This window comes from Antarctobacter sediminis (genome assembly GCF_019218285.1).
In the GTDB taxonomy this organism is placed as follows: Bacteria; Pseudomonadota; Alphaproteobacteria; order Rhodobacterales; family Rhodobacteraceae; genus Antarctobacter; species Antarctobacter sediminis.
In genome coordinates, this window is sequence record NZ_JAHUZG010000002.1 from 1,012,843 (window position 1) to 1,028,284 (window position 15,442).

Consider the following 15,442-nt stretch of genomic DNA (forward strand, 5'->3'; position numbering starts at 1 on the left):
GCAAAGGGGCCGCAGAACGGATCGCTCAATTCGAAAGGTGATGCGCCCTGAGGCGCGCAGCCATCAACGGGTCGAACGATCCGGGAAGAAAGCGGTGATGAAACGGTTTGTCATATGCGTCCCTCCTTTGGTTCGGGTTGATGAATGAACAGTGGATACCCCGTCGGCACGGTCGCGCCAACGGGGGTTTTCCAGACCATGCGCCGGGGTGACGAAAAAGCCTCAGGCGGCTTTCTCTGCCTCGGCCTCTGTCAGGATAGTGTAAAGGGTGGCCGGAACCGGGTTGGCCCGCAGCTTGGCACAAAGCGCCGGGTCGCGCAGGCTGCGCGAAACCAGCGCCAAGGCCTTGAGATGTTCGACCCCGGCTTCTTCGGGGGCGAACAGAGCAAATACCACATCCACCGGCTGACGATCGACCGAGTCGAAATCGACCGGCTTTTCCAGCAGGATGAAGGCACCGACCACCTGATCCAGGCCCGGAACCCGCGCATGGGGCAAGGCGACACCGTGGCCGACACCGGTCGGGCCAAGGGCTTCGCGCTCCATCAACGCTTCGAGAATGCGCGGCGCGTCCAGATCATAGGCGCTTTCGGCAAGGTCCGAGAGGTCGTGCATCAGTCGTTTCTTGCTGGAAGTCGCGGACACGACTTTCACAGCATTCGGCGAGATGAGTTCGACAAATTTCATGAGCCTTGCCTGTATTTGGGGCGCAAACGCGGCGCGGGTCCGGGCGGTCGACGTTCAGCGGATCTTATGGATCAATCCAGCCGATGTTGCCGTCTTCCCTGCGATACACGACGTTGACGCCATCCTTCTTTTCGTTGCGAAACACCAGAACCGGCGCTCCCGCCAGTTCCATCTGCATCACGGCCTCCCCTACCGACAGCGACGGGATCTTGGTCTCCATCTCCGCGACGATGATCGGCTGTAGCGTTTCGGGTTCTTCTCCCCCCGATTCCGCCTCGGTTGCGAGGATATACGAGGCTGCCCCGAAATGTTCAACTGGTTCGGTCCGGTCCTTGTGGTGGTCCTTCAGGCGGCGCTTGTACCGGCGCAACTGTTTGTCCATTTTTTCCGAGCAGGCCTCGAACGCGGCGTAGATTTCGGTCGCATGTCCCTTGGCGGCAGCGTTCAACCCGCTCGACAGGTGAACGATGGCTTCGCAGACATATTCATGGGCCGCTTTTGAAAAAATCACCGTCGCGTCAGTCGGACGCTGGCCGTACTTTTCCAGTACGCTGCCCAGCTCGGACGTCACGTGAACCTGGAGCGCGTCGCCGATATCAATGTGTTTTCCGGTGATCTGATAGCGCATGATTTGTCCTTTTCTTATGCACCCGCAACATGGCACGGGGGACGCACCCCCGTCACGACGTCACAAGGTTCAGGGAAGGCGCCGGACCGCAGGATGTGCGCGGGTGGCCTCGGAAGTGAGGAGCCCGCAAACACGCCATGCTGCGATCAATAGCACCATGTCCTCATTTGACGAACAAATCGCGGGCGGTGTCAATGGAAACCGGAAGGGCAAGCCAAGACAGATCGCAACAATGTGTCTCTGATCAGCGTCACCCCGGCGCGCCGGGTTTCAGCCAAAGCGAAAGTTGTCGCCCAGATACACACGCCGCACGTTTTCGTTCTGCACGACTTCCTGCGGTGTGCCGGACATCAGAACCTTGCCATCGTGCAGGATATAGGCGCGGTCCACGATCTCCAGCGTTTCGCGGACATTGTGATCGGTGATCAGCACACCGATGCCGCGCGTCTTGAGATCCGCCACCAGATGGCGAATGTCACCGACGCTGATCGGGTCCACCCCTGCAAAGGGTTCATCCAGCAACAGGTACTTGGGGTTCGCCGCCAGACAGCGAGCGATTTCCACGCGACGGCGCTCTCCCCCGGACAAGGCCAGAGCCGGCGCGCGCCGCAGGTGTTCGATGGAAAACTCGCCCAGCAGCTCTTCGAGCCGTTCGCGCCGGCGCATGGCGCTTTTCTCGGCGATGTCCAGAACCGCGCCGATATTGTCCTCGACGCTCATGCCGCGAAAGATCGACATCTCTTGCGGCAAATACCCGATCCCCAGCCGGGCACGCCGGTACATCGGCAAAAAGGTGGCATCCGTGCCATCGATCAGAACCTGCCCGCCTTCGGGGTTCACCAGGCCGGCAATGGCGTAGAATGACGTGGTCTTGCCCGACCCGTTCGGCCCCAGCAATGCCGCGACCTCTCCCCGGTCGACGCGCAATGAAACGTCCCGGATCACCACGCGCTTGCGATAGCTTTTGCGGAGGTGTTCGACACGCAGCCCGCTGTCGCCCTCTGTCACGCTCAGTTGTGGTTTGGCCATCACGGTTGGTCCTGCGCGTCCGGATCCTGTTGCAGGACGGTGCGCACGCGGCCTGACATCTGTGCCGTGCCGTCGCGCAGGTTGACGACCATGCGTTCAGCCGTCAGCGCACTGGGTCCCTGAGTCAACAGGACATTGCCGGTCATGATGACCTGCCCGGCTTCGATGTTGTAATCCGCGCGCTGCGCTTCGGCGGCTTCGGACCCGCTGACAAGTGTCACCCCGCGCGAGGCCTCCATTCGTTGAATACGTCCGCCCGCGCTGGAGTAGACGACCAGAACGCGCGGCGCCGCAAGCCGCATCTGGCCCTGTACGATCACCACATTCCCGGAATAAAGCGCCGTCCCGTCCGCCTGGTTCACCTGCAAAGAGTCCGCCGTAACCTCGACCGGGGCGCGGGTGTCCTGCTGCAATCCACCAAAGGCCACCTGTGCGCCTTGCGCGGATACCCCCATCGGCAAGAGGACAATCATGACAGCGGCAAGAAGGAAACGGATCATTCGGCAGCACTTTCTTCTTTTGGCGGTTGATATACCAGTTTCACCCCGCCGGAAAACACCATTTGCACCGCATCCCCCTCTCCGCTGCGCGAAATACGCAGGTGACCGGCCTCGAAGCGGCCAACCGGTCCTTCGCCGGTAACAGGCCCAAGGCTTTCGGCGTCGATCACGTCCAACCGCGAGGTCAGCCCTTCTGTCTGCAAGATATAGCCCTGAGAGCTTTCGATGCGAACACCGCCCATCATCCGCGCCTCTCCCGAGAGATCGCGCAACATGGCCTCGCCAGCGTCCAGCTTGATCTCGCTGCCATCCGCCAGCCGCATCCGGGCATCCAGATCGTCGGCAAGCAGTTCGCCGTCCCCTTCGGGACGCACGGTACGCGCGGTCATGGTCAGCACATCACCTTTTGGCGTGGTCCCCGCGAAATACGGTGCACCCACCTCTTCGCGTGCCGTTCCCTTTTGCAGCGCTTCGACAAAAGGCACGTCCTGCAAGGGTTCAGTCGCGCGTGACAGGATAAAGAGCGTGGACAACATGCCCAGCGCCACCAAGGGAAGCAGGATCTTCAGCCAGGCGATGACACGTGAATAAAGTCCGCCCCCGCGACGCATTGCTTACATCCCGTCAGGCATGGGCGAAAATATCGGTTTCCGGCCAACCTTCGAGGTCGAGGATCGACCGGGTCGGCAGGAAATCGAAACAGGACTGGGCAATTACCATGCGGCCTTCTCGCTCCAGCATGGCGTTCAACGCCTCGCGCAGGCGATGCAGGTACAGTACGTCCGAGGCGGCATAGTCCAGCTGCGCGTCGGTCAGATCCTCCGCGCCCCAGTCGCTGGATTGCTGCTGCTTGGAAATATCGACGCTCAGCAACTCCTGCGTCAGCGCCTTGAGCCCGTGGCGATCCGTGTAGGTCCGGACAAGGCGGCTGGCGATCTTGGTACAATAGACCGGCGCGGCAAGGGCACCAAAGGCATGATACATGGCTGCGATGTCAAAGCGGCCAAAGTGAAAAAGCTTGAGCACATCCGGGTCGGTCAGCAGGCGCGCAAGGTTCGGTGCCTGTGTCTGCCCCTTGGCCACCTGAACCAGATGGGCGTTGCCGTCGCCGCCAGACAATTGCACCACGCACAAACGGTCGCGATGAGGGTTCAGCCCCATGGTCTCGCAGTCGATGGCGACAACGGGGCCAAGATCCAGATCGTCGGGCAAATCGCCCTTGTACAGGTGGTTGGTCACGATGCGCCCTTTCGTCTGAACCGGTCTGCGGCAGGACATATCCGCGCCTCCGCCCGCTTTCAACACTGGCCCGGCGCGACGGCTCTCCCGGCGATTGCGGTCATGCGCCATATTTCGCGCATTTAGGGCGAAACCTTGTCGCGTTTCGGACCGAATCCGTCGAATCATGGGGCGAGAATCGGCCCGATTCGGGCAGGATCATGGCGGGCTGCTCGCGTTTTTCGAAGACTTGTAACAATCCGTGAGCGCCCCCGCTCTCTCTTAGATTGTTGCGCCGCAGGCGTCTGCGCAAAGGCGCTCCGCGCCTCTCAATCCGATACAACGGTCTTTCGGTTATAGGGATGGCACATCGCTACTGTTTCCGAAACTCAAGCACAAGTAATCACTCAGTTACCAATTCCCGCCAGAATTTGCGCTCAAGCAAAGACTGGTTTCGCCGTTTTCCAAAAACTGTCCACGAAACGGAAACAAAAATGGACGCGGCGGCCAAGAAACTGTTTCAGCTTTCCGAAATCTGACCATCCTTGCAAAGACAAGGATAAAACGATGGATTTTCCTTGCTTCCGCTGGGCACACACAGGCGCGGAGGTCGGCGATTTGGTTAATTTTCACTTGTTTTCAACTAGATCTAAGTCAAGCATTTTCAACTTTTGGTTGTCTCCTTTCGTACAGATTGACGGAATGATGACAGCCGGTCATAAGAAATCGTCGAATGATTGTGTCAAACTATTGTCACAATTTAGCCAAAACGGCACTTGGGGGTTGGTGCTTCCATTAGGGGAGTATCCTGGTAGGTCTGCTGCGCATTTTGCGCAACGCCATTCGAAAACATAGCGAGGGCTTTCGGGCCCGTCCGTTTCCGGGGGGAACACGCAATTCGCGTGATCTGCGGAGCTATGTCCAAAAAGGCGCTCACGGCGATTTATCAGTTCGGACTCTCGTCAACGCATGACTGGTAGGAGGTCATCTTGACACTGCAACTGCGCCAGCCGCTGCCAACGGCAAGGATTGAAAAGCTGATCGACGAGGCGCTGCGCGCCGAATCCGGTCTGACCCTTTATCGCGATGTCTTCAAACGTACGCTGGACGTGCTCATCGTCCTGATGGCCGCGATACCAACACTGATGATCATCGGCATTTTTGCGCTTCTCGTGGCGCGGGACGGGCATTCGCCCTTCTATTTCCAGAAACGGCTGGGCCGCAACGGCCGCAGTTTCTACATCTGGAAGCTGCGCAGCATGGTGCCCGACGCCGATCAGCGGCTGGAGGATTACCTTGCACAGGATCCCGCCGCCCGTGAGGAATGGGACCGGACGCAAAAACTGCGCCATGACCCACGCATCACCCGTGTCGGCCTTCTGATCCGCAAAAGCTCGATCGACGAGCTGCCGCAACTGTTCAACGTGCTGCGTGGGGACATGTCGCTGGTTGGCCCGCGCCCGATGATGCCCTGTCAGCAGGACATCTATCCCGGCACGGCCTATTATGCGCTGCGCCCGGGCATCACCGGCTACTGGCAGGTCTCGGTTCGCAACGAAAGCTCTTTTGCCCAGCGCGCCGGGTTCGACACGGCCTATCTGGCACAGCTGTCGCTGGTCAACGATCTGCGCGTGCTGGTCAAGACCGTGCGCGTGGTCCTTCGCGGTACAGGCTGCTGAGCCTCTAAAATTCGACGGCGGCCTGCATGCACTGCCGGCCATCGGGGCCGCGCACCCACATGTCCGTTTCCTTCACGCAAAGCGTCGCAGGTTCATCGTGCATCAGCGGCGCCGTAGCGCGAAAACTGAAACTGCGGACCGGCGCCTGCTCTTCGGCAAACAACAGCAGCCCCTGCGCCAGAAGCGGTCCATGCACCACCAACCCGCCATAGCCCTCGACCTCGCGCGCATAGTCGATGTCGTAATGTATGCGATGCCCGTTGAACGTCAGCGCTGAATAGCGAAATAGCAGCGTCGAGGAAAAACCCATCTCGCGCTGTCGCGCCGCGTCGTCTCGCGCCACAGGCGCTTGCGGGCGCGGTGCGGACGGGTCTGGATCCTCACGATACACAAGGTCTTGCCGCTCGGTCACGCAAAGCTGCCCGCCCTGCCAGATTTCATGCGCAAGCGTGACAAAGCCCAACGCCCCGCTACGCCCCTGCTTGATCGTCACATCCGCGACGCGAGATTGCTTCTCGGCCATCTGCCCGGCCCTGAGCGGCGCGTGGAACTGCAAGGCCCCCCCGGCCCACATGCGGCGCGGCAGGTTCAGATCAGGGATCAAGCCGGTGCCCACGCGCGGGTGCCCGTCGCGGCCCAGAACCCCCGGCGGTTGCGCATCCCAGAAATAGATCTGGTGAAAGAAGGGCGGCAACGGTCGCCCCGCATCGATCGTCACCGGCAGATCCAGCGCCGCTTGCAACGCCTTGGCGCGGTCCGGGTCCATCACATCGGTTTGACGGCGCACCGCCTCCGAGCCATTCTGCATCGGCCTGCCTCCTTCATCTGTGCCGAGGTTATTCCAGCCATGCCGCCTGCCGTCCAGTCGCTCGATCACCTTGTGCTGACCGTCGCCGATCTGGACGTGACGCGACGGTTCTACGAGACCGCCCTGGGAATGCAGGCCGAACGGTTTACCCCCGCAGATGGCAGCACCCGCTGGGCGCTGACCTTCGGGCAACAAAAGATCAACCTGCATCAGGCCGGACAGGAATTCGATCCCAAGGCGCTGGTGCCGACGGGCGGCTCTGCCGACTTGTGCTTCCTCAGCGAAACAGCTCTGGACCGCTGGCAAACACATCTTGCCGATCAGGGCATCGACGTCATCGAAGGGCCTGTTCGACGTACCGGCGCAACCGGACCGATCCTCTCGCTGTACCTGCGCGATCCGGACGGAAACCTCATCGAGATCTCGAACCGGATCTGAGATCAGCCGCGCATCCGCGCAACTTCGCGCTGCAATTCCTGCATCTGCTCGGACAAGAGCCGTTCCGTGCGTTCGTTGGTCAGGCGTCCACTGTCATCGAACTGCTGCCGGCTTTGGGCCAGCATGACCTCCGGTCCGGTCAACAAACGCGGCCGGAAAGGCGACAGGCACAAGCGCGCCATGTTCTGCGCACGCTCCCCCCCGGCGCGGCCCGCCGCCGCCGACAGCAAGGCGACCGGCTTGTCCCGCCACGGGCTGCCCTCCGTGCGGGAAATCCAGTCCAGCGCGTTCTTGAGCACACCAGAGATGCCCTTGTTGTATTCCGGCGTCACGACCAGAACGGCATCCGCCTCTGCGATTGCATCGGCTGCGGCCTGTACCTTGGCCGGGATACCGCTTTCGTTCTGAATGTCCTCGTCGAACAAGGGAAAGCGCAAATCCAGTTCGGCAAAGCTGTTGCCGTCGAACAGCCGGGCAGCTTCGAACATCAGCTTGCGGTTGCTGCTGTCCGCGCGCAGCGCGCCGCACAGGCCGACTAGGGTCATATCTGGCATCGGGGTCTCCTGTCTTTGCGACAAGACCTACATGCAAAAAGCGCCGCGACAAGACGCGGCGCTTTGGCTTTTTCCCGTACTGGGGCACAGCCCCTGTGCAGCGCTTAGCCCGTGGGCAGGATCACGATTTCGACCCGGCGGTTCTGAGCCTTGCCTTCGGCTGTCAGGTTCGAAGCAATCGGCTGATCCTCGCCCCGGCCAATAACCGACACCCGCGCCGAGGACACGCCTTCGGACAGCAGGACATTCGCAACCGAGCGGGCGCGACGCTGCGACAGGTCGAGGTTATAGGCGGCGTCGCCATCGCTGTCGGTATGGCCGATCACCTGAGCGGTGGTGTTCGGGTAAGCCAGAAGCGACTGGCCCACGTCACGCAGGTCAGACACCAGCGTCGGGCGCAGGTCCGCGCTGTCCTTTGCGAACAGGATGTCCTGCGGCATGGTCACGATCAGGCGGTCACCGGTGTTGCGGATGGTCGCGCTGTCACCCAGTTGCTGACGCAGTTCGGCTTCTTGCTTGTCCAGCTGGTTGCCAATGGCTGCGCCGACGCCGGCACCGACCAGCGCACCGGCCACGGTGGCGCGGTTGCGCTCGCCCTTGTCGTTGCCACCCAGCAGACGGCCAGCCACGGCACCGCCGATGGCGCCAACCAGCGCGCCTTGCTTGGCTTTCTGGTTCGGGTCGTTTTCGTTGACCAGCGGACCGGTGGTGCAGGCGCTGAGGCCGAGGACGGCCACGGCGGAAATGAGAATCGCGGATTTCGCCCGGATCATGTTGAGCCTCTTTATAAGGTTTGCCCCGTTGGAATGGGGTCTTTCACTGTCGATATGCAATAACATCCGGCAAAACCCCAGCCTTGTCACCGGGAAAATCGGCAAGGCTCCGCCCATGACTTTAGGTCAGAACACGGGCCGATGCAGAAAGCTGTTCAATCTCAGTCGCCTGCCCGTCAGGCCTCCAGCCGGGCGGCCTCCCATGCGAGGATGGCGCGCTTGACCGGAAGGCCCCAGTGATAGCCCCCCAAGCCACCGGATTTCCGCAGCGCCCGGTGACAGGGGATCAGGTAGCTGATCGGGTTGCGGCCCACCGCCGTGCCCACCGCCCGCACCGCCTTGGGGTGGTCGATGCACTCGGCGATTTCGGAATAGGTGGTCACATGGCCCGAGGGGATCTGCAACAGCGCCTCCCAGACCTTGATCTGAAACGGCGCGCCGATCAGGAATAGCGGCACCGGCCCCTCGGCCTTGACGCCATAGGCACTCAGAACCCATGGGCGCAGACGCATCGGATCCTCGACGAAATCCGCCTTGGGCCAGCGCGAAACCATGTCCTCCATCGCGTCGGCCTCGGTTGTTTCCGCAGAAAAGGCAATACCGCAAAGCCCTTTGTCGGTGCCCATGACCAGCGAGGGGCCAAAGGGGCTTTCGAACCAGCCCCAATAAATCGTCAACCCGGCCCCGCCCTTGGCATAGTCGCCGGGGCTCATCGCCTCCCATCGCAGGAACAGGTCATGCAACCGCCCGCCACCCGACAACCCCGTGGCATGAGCGGTCTCCAACGTTGTAAAGCGATTGGCCAACAACGCCTTGGCGTGGCCCAGCGTCAGGTATTGCTGGTACCGCTTGGGCGATACTCCCGCCCACTGACTGAAAAGGCGCTGAAAATGCGCCGCGCTCATACCCATTTCGCGGGCGATCTCTTCCAGCGTTGCCTGCGGGCCCAACCTGTCTACTGCCTGAATGGCACGGCCCATGACCTGATAGTGATAGCTTTGATCGTCGTCCTTGGGCATCGGGCATCTCCTTTGCCGGCACTTTAGCCGGGGAAGATGCCCGCGCGCATTCCGAAAGATGCGCTTTCCCAAGGCTCAGTCGTAGGCCCCTGCCGAATAGGTCAGTTCATAGCTGTGGCTGTACAGTTCAAAGATGATGCCAAAGGGGTCTTCGACATAGACCATCCGATAGGGTTTTTCGCCGGGGAAGTATTCCCGCACAGGCATCCGCTGCTTGCCGCCCGCCGCGACAATGCGCGCCAACAGGCCTTCGACGTCAGGGTCCTGAACGGCAAAGTGAAAGGTGCCGTGACGGCGATAGTCAAAATTGTCCTCCGGGGCGGTGTTGCCCTTGAACTCGAACAACTCGATGCCGGTGCCGTCAGCGGTGGACAGATGCGCAATGCGCAGGCTGTCCCAGCCGGGACCAAAGACATCGGTACACATCTGGCCAATGGCACTGTCGTCTTCGGTCACGTCCGAGGGCTGCATCAGCACGTAAAAACCCATAACCTCAGAGTAAAATTTTACGGCGGCCTCGAGGTCGGGGACCGAAAGGCCGATGTGGGAAAAGCTGCGCGGGGTTGTCATTGCGGGTCTCCTTTATGATCCGATTAGACCCTCAGGTAGACATTGCCCCCCTTGACGTGAAATTATCGTTTTGGATGATTTTGATAACACTTTGGCATGATGCTGAACGCGACCTGGCTGGAAACCTTCACCACCCTGTGTGAGATCGGCCATTTCACACGCGCCGCCGAACGGTTGAACATGACTCAACCGGGCGTATCGCAACAATTGCGCAAGCTGGAGGCGCAGGTCGGCCAGCCCCTTATCGCGCAGGATGGCAAGCGATTCACGCTGACACCGGCGGGCGAGGCGGTCTTTGCTCTGGGGCGCTCGCGCCGCGCAGAAGAACAAAGGCTGCGCGAAAACATTGCCCGGGACGATCCCGATGCCGGTCTTGTTCGCGTTGCCTGTTCCGGCAGTTTTGCCTTGCTGCTGTACCCAAGGGTGCTGGATCGCCTGACCGAGGCGCCCGCGCTTTCGGTGCAGGTTGAGGCCGCGCCACAGCGCAGCGTCGAACAAGGTGTATTGGATGGCAGGTTCGACCTTGGCGTCCTTGGGCGTGATCCGGACCATCCGCGCCTGAACGCCACGAGGATCGGTACCGAGGAATTGTGCCTCGTGCTGCCGCTGGGCGCCAAGGGGACCAATGTCACTTTTGACGACCTCCAATCGCGCGGACTGGTGGCACACCCGGATGTCGATGCCTATGCAAACGACCTTCTTGCCCTGAATTTTCCCGACCAATTCGTCGGGGCGGACCGGCTACGCACCCGGACCCGCATCAATCAGATCGGCCAGATCCCCGAACCGGTGGCGCGCGGCATCGGCTATACGCTTTTGCCGCGCAGCGGGATCGAAGGCTTTGCCCAGAACGACAGCCTCTGGATCGCGCCTTTGCCGGAACGCCGACACCACGCGCTTTGGCTGGTATCCCGGCGCGCGCCGCCAAGCGCCCGGGTGCGCCGGATCGCCAATTTGTGCCGCGAAGTGGCCGAACGGCTCCGCTGAGCCCTGCCGCCCCGGATTACAGGTCCGCGAGAAACCGGCTGACGACCATCTCTTGCTGTTTCAATCCGTCCGGGTCGGCGGCTGTCTTGAAGCGGGTCAATTCCTCGGCCCAGTCCGAAGTGCGCAGCCGCAGCGGCGGCTTCGACGAGGCGATCACACCCATGACAACCTCGGCCACCTGATCAGCGGTCTGATAGGCATCCGCACCCATCCGGCTTTGCGCCCCCGAGATATAGGTTTGCAGGATCGGAAGATATTCGTCGTCCAGCATGCCACCGGTTTCCTCGACCTGCCTGAGCACGGTGGCCGAGAACTCGGACTGGATGCCACCCGGTTCGACCGCGCTGAAATGGATGCCGAAGGCCGGCGTCAGATAGGCGGCCATCGCTTCGGTCAGTCCCTCGACCGCGAATTTCGCCGCACAGTAGATCTCGTTAAAGGGCTGTCCGACCAGACCACCGACCGAAGTGATGTTGACGATATGCCCGGCCCGCGCCTTGCGCATATGCGGGATCACCGCCTTGATGGTGCGCACGACACCCATGTAATTGATGTCCGTCACACGGGCGATGTCCTGCTCCGGGGCCTGCTCGACCGTGCGGACAAACCCCTGACCGGCATTGTTCACCAATACGTCGATCCGGCCATGGACCGCGATGATCTGCGACACTGCCGCGTCGATGCTTGCCGCGTCCTGCACGTCCAGCGGCAGCACGTTCAGTGAAACGCCCGCCTGTTCCGCGGCCTTGTCCAGCAATCCGCGTTTGTCGAGATTGCGCATGGTGGCGTAGACCGTATTCCCGGCTTGCGCCGCCTGCACGGCAATCGAAATGCCCAGCCCGGTAGAGGTGCCGGTCACGAGGATGATCTTGCTCATTTTATGTCCTTTGCGATGTCAGGCCGCGATCGACAGCCAGACCCGCTCAAAGGTCTGTTCGATGCTGTCTCGCGGTATGGGTTGGCCTCGCATCACTGCGCCGCGCGCCATCTGCATGGCAGGCGCGGTCAGCAACAGCGAAAGCAGCTTGGTATCCAGCGGCGCAAGCGTGCCATCCAGCACCCCGCGCCGCAAAAGCCCCGCGATATCCTCGGCATAGGCGTCAGCCTTGGCCTGTTGATCCTCTGTCAGCAGGCGCGCTGCGCTGCCGAGGTCAAGAAACAGGAATTCGCGCGGGTGGTCGGCGATCCAGTCGAACATGTCGAACCACATCGTTCGGATCAGGTCGCGTGTCGGCCCGGTGTCGCGCCCTCGGGTCACGGTCGCGTGGAACTCTTCTTTCAGTTCCATGTAGACCTGTTGCAGCATGTCCGTCTTGTTTTCAAAGTGGACATAGATCGTCCCGGCAGACACCTGCGCGCGTTTCACCACATCCGCGACGGACAAGGCGGCAAAGCCTTTTTCGACAGCCTCGAACACCACGGCATTGCGCAGTTTGCGGCGGGTCTGGTCCTTGGTCAGGCGGGGCATTTGGCGGGTCCTTTCGGTGCGATGACCGCCAAATATGATAATGAACATTCATTATCAATACTGCCCGGCGAAGATTTGCCTCACGCTTCGGTGAGCGTGCGACTTGCGACACCGGGGCGTTGCGGGCATAGGGGAAGGTATGGCCAAGCAGCTTGATTATCACACGATCCGGGACATCTTTACCCGCTTCCAACAGTCCGAACCCGAACCCAAGGGTGAGCTGAACCACGTCAATGCCTATACGCTGGTGGTGGCCGTCGCGCTGTCTGCACAAGCCACCGACGCAGGCGTGAACAAGGCCACCGAAAAACTGTTCCAGATCGCGGACACGCCGGAAAAGATGCTCGCCCTCGGCGAAGAGGGCGTGACCGAACACATCAAGACCATCGGCCTCTATCGCAACAAGGCCAAGAACGTCATCAAGATGGCGCGCATCCTTGTGGACGACTACGGCGGCGAAGTGCCCAACTCCCGCGCCGCGCTGGAAAGCCTGCCGGGCGTTGGCCGCAAGACCGCGAACGTGGTGCTGAACATGTGGTGGCAGTACCCGGCGCAGGCGGTGGACACGCATATCTTCCGCGTTGGCAACCGCACCGGCATCTGCCCGGGCAAGGACGTGGTCGCCGTGGAACGCGCGATCGAGGACAACATTCCCGTCGATTTCCAACAGCATGCGCATCACTGGCTGATCCTGCACGGGCGCTACATCTGTGTCGCGCGCAAGCCCAAGTGCAAGGCCTGCCTCATCAATGACCTCTGCCCCTTCGAGGAAAAGACATCATGAAAAAGTACCAGGTTGTCGGCATCGGCAACGCCATCGTCGACGTTCTGACCCGCGCCGAGGACACCTTCCTTGACCACATGGGCATCCAGAAGGGCATCATGCAGTTGGTCGAGCGTGAGCGCGCCGAAACGCTGTACGGCGCGATGAAGGACCGGATCGAGGCACCGGGCGGCTCGGTCGCCAACACCTTGGCCGGGATCGGCAACCTTGGCCTGCGCACCGCCTTTATCGGGCGCGTGCATGACGATGCGCTTGGCCGCTTTTACGCGGACGCCATGGCCAAGGACGGCACCGATTTCGTCAACCCGCCGGTCGCGGGCGGCGAATTGCCGACCTCGCGCAGCATGATCTTTGTTTCGCCCGACGGCGAGCGGTCGATGAACACCTACCTCGGAATCTCGGCCGAACTTGGCCCCGATGACGTTTCCGAAGACGTGGCCGGAGAGGCGGAGTACCTGTTCCTCGAAGGCTACCTGTTCGACAAGGACAAGGGCAAAGAAGCCTTTCTCAAGGCGGCGCGCGCCTGCAAGGCGGCAGGCGGCAAACCCGGCATCGCCATTTCCGATCCCTTCTGCGTCGAACGGCACCGCGCCGACTTCCTCAAGCTGATCGAGGAAGACATGGATTTCGTCATCGGCAACGAGGCCGAGATCCGCTCGCTCTATCAGAACGACGACCTCGAGGCCGATCTGCGCGCCGTGGGCGCGATCTGCCCGCTGGTGGTCTGCACCCGGTCCGGCGATGGCGTATCCGTCCTGCATGAAGGTGAACGCATCGACGTCGGCGTGGAAAAGATCGTGCCCGTGGATGCCACCGGCGCAGGCGACCAGTTCGCCGCCGGGTTCCTTTATGGCCTTGCAACCGGCGCCGACATGGAAAAAGCCGCCCGCATGGGCAGCGCCGCGGCGCGTGAGGTCATCAGCCACATGGGGCCGCGCCCCGAGGCGAACCTTCAGCACCTGTTCCGCGAACAGGGCCTGATTTAGGACGCCGACCAGCGTCAACCCTATCGTTTCATGGCGTTTTCACGCGGTTTTCACGCAGGCGGCCTTTCCGCCGCCTGCAACAGCCGTCTAGCGTGACACCCGGGACATCCTGTCCGGGGCATTTCGATGACGCGACACATCCTCCTGCGGGACAAGGCGGGCAACTGGCGACGGCCTGAAGTGCCCCTGACCGCCCGCGTCGCGCCACAAGACCCGCAAGGTGGAGCCGCTCCCGACATTTTCGTCGCCGATCTGACCCCCGATGACCTGCGCGACGCGGCCAATGATCCTGCCCTGCTGACCATTCAACCGGCCATGCCGACGCGGCTTTTATCGCCTCAGCCGATGGATGACCTGCGCGCCGCCGATGCGGTGCCCGGATGGGGGCTTCACGCGATCGGGGCGGATTGGACCCCGTTCGATGGCAGCGGCGTCCGGATCGCCCTGCTGGACACCGGCATCGACGCGACACACCCAGCCTTTGCCGGTGTCACCATCACCGCCCGCGACTTTGCCGGAACCGGCGTGGCCGATGCCAATGGCCACGGCACCCATGTGGCGGGCAATTTGTTGGGCCGTGACCTAGGCGGCACCCGGATTGGTGTCGCGCGGGGCGTGACCGATCTTTTGGTGGCCAAGGCGGTGGGCGACGATGGCGCTGGCCGATCCGAAGATCTGCTGCGGGCGATCCTCTGGGCCTTGCAGGAAAAGGCCGATGTCGTGGGCTTTTCGCTGAGTTTCGACACACCCGCGCAGGTCGATGCACTGACCGCCGAAGGGTATCCGCAGGCCTTGGCCACCTCGGCGGCGGTTCACGCCTATCGCGGCAACCTGCGGATCTGCGAAATCCTTGTTCAGATGATCGGATGCGGCGAAGTCCCCCTGATCCTGGGTGCCGTGGGCAATGACAGCCTGCGCACCATCGGACCAGAATTCGAAACCGGTCCTGCCGCCCCCACCTGCGCCGAGGGCATCCTGGCCATCGGCGCTTGCACGCAGGGCGAAACCGGCCTGGCCGCTGCGCCCTTTTCAAACACCGGTGCCGCTCTTGTGGCCCCGGGAACCGGGATCATATCGGCCGGGTTGAGCGGCGGCCTGCGCACATTGAACGGCACTTCGATGGCCATGGCCCATACCGCGGGGATCGCGGCGCTATGGGCGCAGAAACGCCGCGAGGATGGCAAGCAGATCACAGCCCGCTCACTGGCGGCAACGCTGATCCGAACCGCCAGCCGCGCGCCCTTGTCGCAAGAAGCCTCGCCACGCGACTGCGGGGCCGGTCTGGTTCAGGCCCCGCGCGGCGCGTTGGATTGA

At 61.9% G+C, this 15,442-nt stretch carries 19 protein-coding genes; 6 read left to right on the forward strand and 13 right to left on the reverse strand.

Annotated features, from left to right (window positions below; all coding sequences use genetic code 11):
- Nucleotides 1–222: 222 nt before the first annotated feature.
- The 6 genes from KJP30_RS12800 to KJP30_RS12825 form a co-directional block, all read right to left on the reverse strand.
- Nucleotides 223–687: a PTS sugar transporter subunit IIA gene (locus tag KJP30_RS12800; protein ID WP_218449663.1), complete on the reverse strand. Its 465-nt coding sequence runs from the start codon at nucleotides 685–687 to the stop codon at nucleotides 223–225.
- A 64-nt stretch (nucleotides 688–751) separates the two neighbouring features.
- Nucleotides 752–1,315 (reverse strand): ribosome hibernation-promoting factor, HPF/YfiA family, encoded by a 564-nt coding sequence (hpf, locus tag KJP30_RS12805; RefSeq protein ID WP_218449664.1) that lies wholly within the window; start codon nucleotides 1,313–1,315, stop codon nucleotides 752–754.
- 270 nt (nucleotides 1,316–1,585) lie between these two features.
- Nucleotides 1,586–2,344, reverse strand: coding sequence for an LPS export ABC transporter ATP-binding protein (lptB, locus tag KJP30_RS12810; protein WP_218449665.1), 759 nt, complete (start codon nucleotides 2,342–2,344; stop codon nucleotides 1,586–1,588).
- Entirely contained in the window at nucleotides 2,344–2,844 is a 501-nt protein-coding gene (locus KJP30_RS12815) for an LptA/OstA family protein (RefSeq protein WP_218449666.1), read from the reverse strand. Before KJP30_RS12815 ends, lptB begins: the two co-directional genes overlap by 1 nt.
- Nucleotides 2,841–3,455: a hypothetical protein gene (locus KJP30_RS12820; protein ID WP_218449667.1), complete on the reverse strand. Its 615-nt coding sequence runs from the start codon at nucleotides 3,453–3,455 to the stop codon at nucleotides 2,841–2,843. The genes KJP30_RS12815 and KJP30_RS12820 overlap by 4 nt, the downstream gene beginning before the upstream one ends.
- A 13-nt stretch (nucleotides 3,456–3,468) precedes the next feature.
- Entirely contained in the window at nucleotides 3,469–4,083 is a 615-nt protein-coding gene (locus KJP30_RS12825) for a ribonuclease D (protein ID WP_218450145.1), read from the reverse strand.
- 968 nt (nucleotides 4,084–5,051) lie between these two features.
- Here KJP30_RS12825 and KJP30_RS12830 point away from each other — a divergent pair.
- Complete coding sequence (locus KJP30_RS12830; RefSeq protein WP_218449668.1) at nucleotides 5,052–5,741, forward strand: sugar transferase; 690 nt, start codon at nucleotides 5,052–5,054, stop codon at nucleotides 5,739–5,741.
- 4 nt (nucleotides 5,742–5,745) lie between these two features.
- Here the strand turns inward: KJP30_RS12830 and KJP30_RS12835 are convergent, their stop codons facing one another.
- On the reverse strand, nucleotides 5,746–6,549 hold the full coding sequence (locus KJP30_RS12835) for an HTD2 family dehydratase (protein ID WP_218449669.1): 804 nt from the start codon (nucleotides 6,547–6,549) through the stop codon (nucleotides 5,746–5,748).
- 39 nt (nucleotides 6,550–6,588) lie between these two features.
- Here KJP30_RS12835 and KJP30_RS12840 point away from each other — a divergent pair, with 39 nt between their 5' ends.
- A complete protein-coding gene (locus KJP30_RS12840) occupies nucleotides 6,589–6,987 on the forward strand; it encodes a VOC family protein (protein WP_218449670.1) in 399 nt (132 codons plus the stop codon).
- A 2-nt stretch (nucleotides 6,988–6,989) separates the two neighbouring features.
- Here KJP30_RS12840 and KJP30_RS12845 read toward each other — a convergent pair whose 3' ends face one another.
- From KJP30_RS12845 to KJP30_RS12860, 4 genes are all read right to left on the reverse strand, one after another.
- Nucleotides 6,990–7,541 carry an NADPH-dependent FMN reductase gene (locus KJP30_RS12845; protein WP_218449671.1) on the reverse strand — a complete coding sequence of 184 codons (552 nt, stop codon included), beginning with the start codon at nucleotides 7,539–7,541 and terminating at the stop codon, nucleotides 6,990–6,992.
- 104 nt (nucleotides 7,542–7,645) lie between these two features.
- On the reverse strand, nucleotides 7,646–8,314 hold the full coding sequence (locus KJP30_RS12850; protein WP_218449672.1) for a YiaD family glycine zipper/OmpA-like lipoprotein: 669 nt from the start codon (nucleotides 8,312–8,314) through the stop codon (nucleotides 7,646–7,648).
- Between the two features lie 176 nt (nucleotides 8,315–8,490).
- The gene (locus tag KJP30_RS12855) at nucleotides 8,491–9,333 is read right to left on the reverse strand and encodes a methylated-DNA--[protein]-cysteine S-methyltransferase (protein ID WP_218449673.1); all 843 of its coding nucleotides are present in this window, start codon (nucleotides 9,331–9,333) and stop codon (nucleotides 8,491–8,493) included.
- A 75-nt stretch (nucleotides 9,334–9,408) separates the two neighbouring features.
- A complete protein-coding gene (locus tag KJP30_RS12860) occupies nucleotides 9,409–9,903 on the reverse strand; it encodes a lactoylglutathione lyase family protein (protein ID WP_218449674.1) in 495 nt (164 codons plus the stop codon).
- Nucleotides 9,904–10,002: 99 nt separating this feature from the next.
- Between KJP30_RS12860 and KJP30_RS12865 the strand changes: the two genes are divergently transcribed.
- A complete protein-coding gene (locus tag KJP30_RS12865; protein ID WP_218450146.1) occupies nucleotides 10,003–10,890 on the forward strand; it encodes a LysR family transcriptional regulator in 888 nt (295 codons plus the stop codon).
- 16 nt (nucleotides 10,891–10,906) lie between these two features.
- Here the strand turns inward: KJP30_RS12865 and KJP30_RS12870 are convergent, their stop codons facing one another.
- A complete protein-coding gene (locus tag KJP30_RS12870; RefSeq protein ID WP_218449675.1) occupies nucleotides 10,907–11,767 on the reverse strand; it encodes an SDR family oxidoreductase in 861 nt (286 codons plus the stop codon).
- 18 nt (nucleotides 11,768–11,785) lie between these two features.
- Nucleotides 11,786–12,358, reverse strand: a complete 573-nt coding sequence (locus KJP30_RS12875) for a TetR/AcrR family transcriptional regulator (protein ID WP_246594487.1) — start codon at nucleotides 12,356–12,358, stop codon at nucleotides 11,786–11,788.
- A gap of 139 nt (nucleotides 12,359–12,497) precedes the next feature.
- On the opposite strand from KJP30_RS12875, the gene nth reads away from it, so the two are divergent.
- The 3 genes from nth (at nucleotide 12,498) to KJP30_RS12890 (ending at nucleotide 15,442) form a co-directional block, all read left to right on the forward strand.
- Nucleotides 12,498–13,142 carry an endonuclease III gene (gene nth / locus KJP30_RS12880; protein ID WP_218449676.1) on the forward strand — a complete coding sequence of 215 codons (645 nt, stop codon included), beginning with the start codon at nucleotides 12,498–12,500 and terminating at the stop codon, nucleotides 13,140–13,142.
- Nucleotides 13,139–14,128 (forward strand): adenosine kinase, encoded by a 990-nt coding sequence (locus KJP30_RS12885; protein WP_218449677.1) that lies wholly within the window; start codon nucleotides 13,139–13,141, stop codon nucleotides 14,126–14,128. Before nth ends, KJP30_RS12885 begins: the two co-directional genes overlap by 4 nt.
- Before the next feature lie 126 nt (nucleotides 14,129–14,254).
- On the forward strand, nucleotides 14,255–15,442 hold the full coding sequence (locus KJP30_RS12890) for a S8 family serine peptidase (protein WP_218449678.1): 1,188 nt from the start codon (nucleotides 14,255–14,257) through the stop codon (nucleotides 15,440–15,442).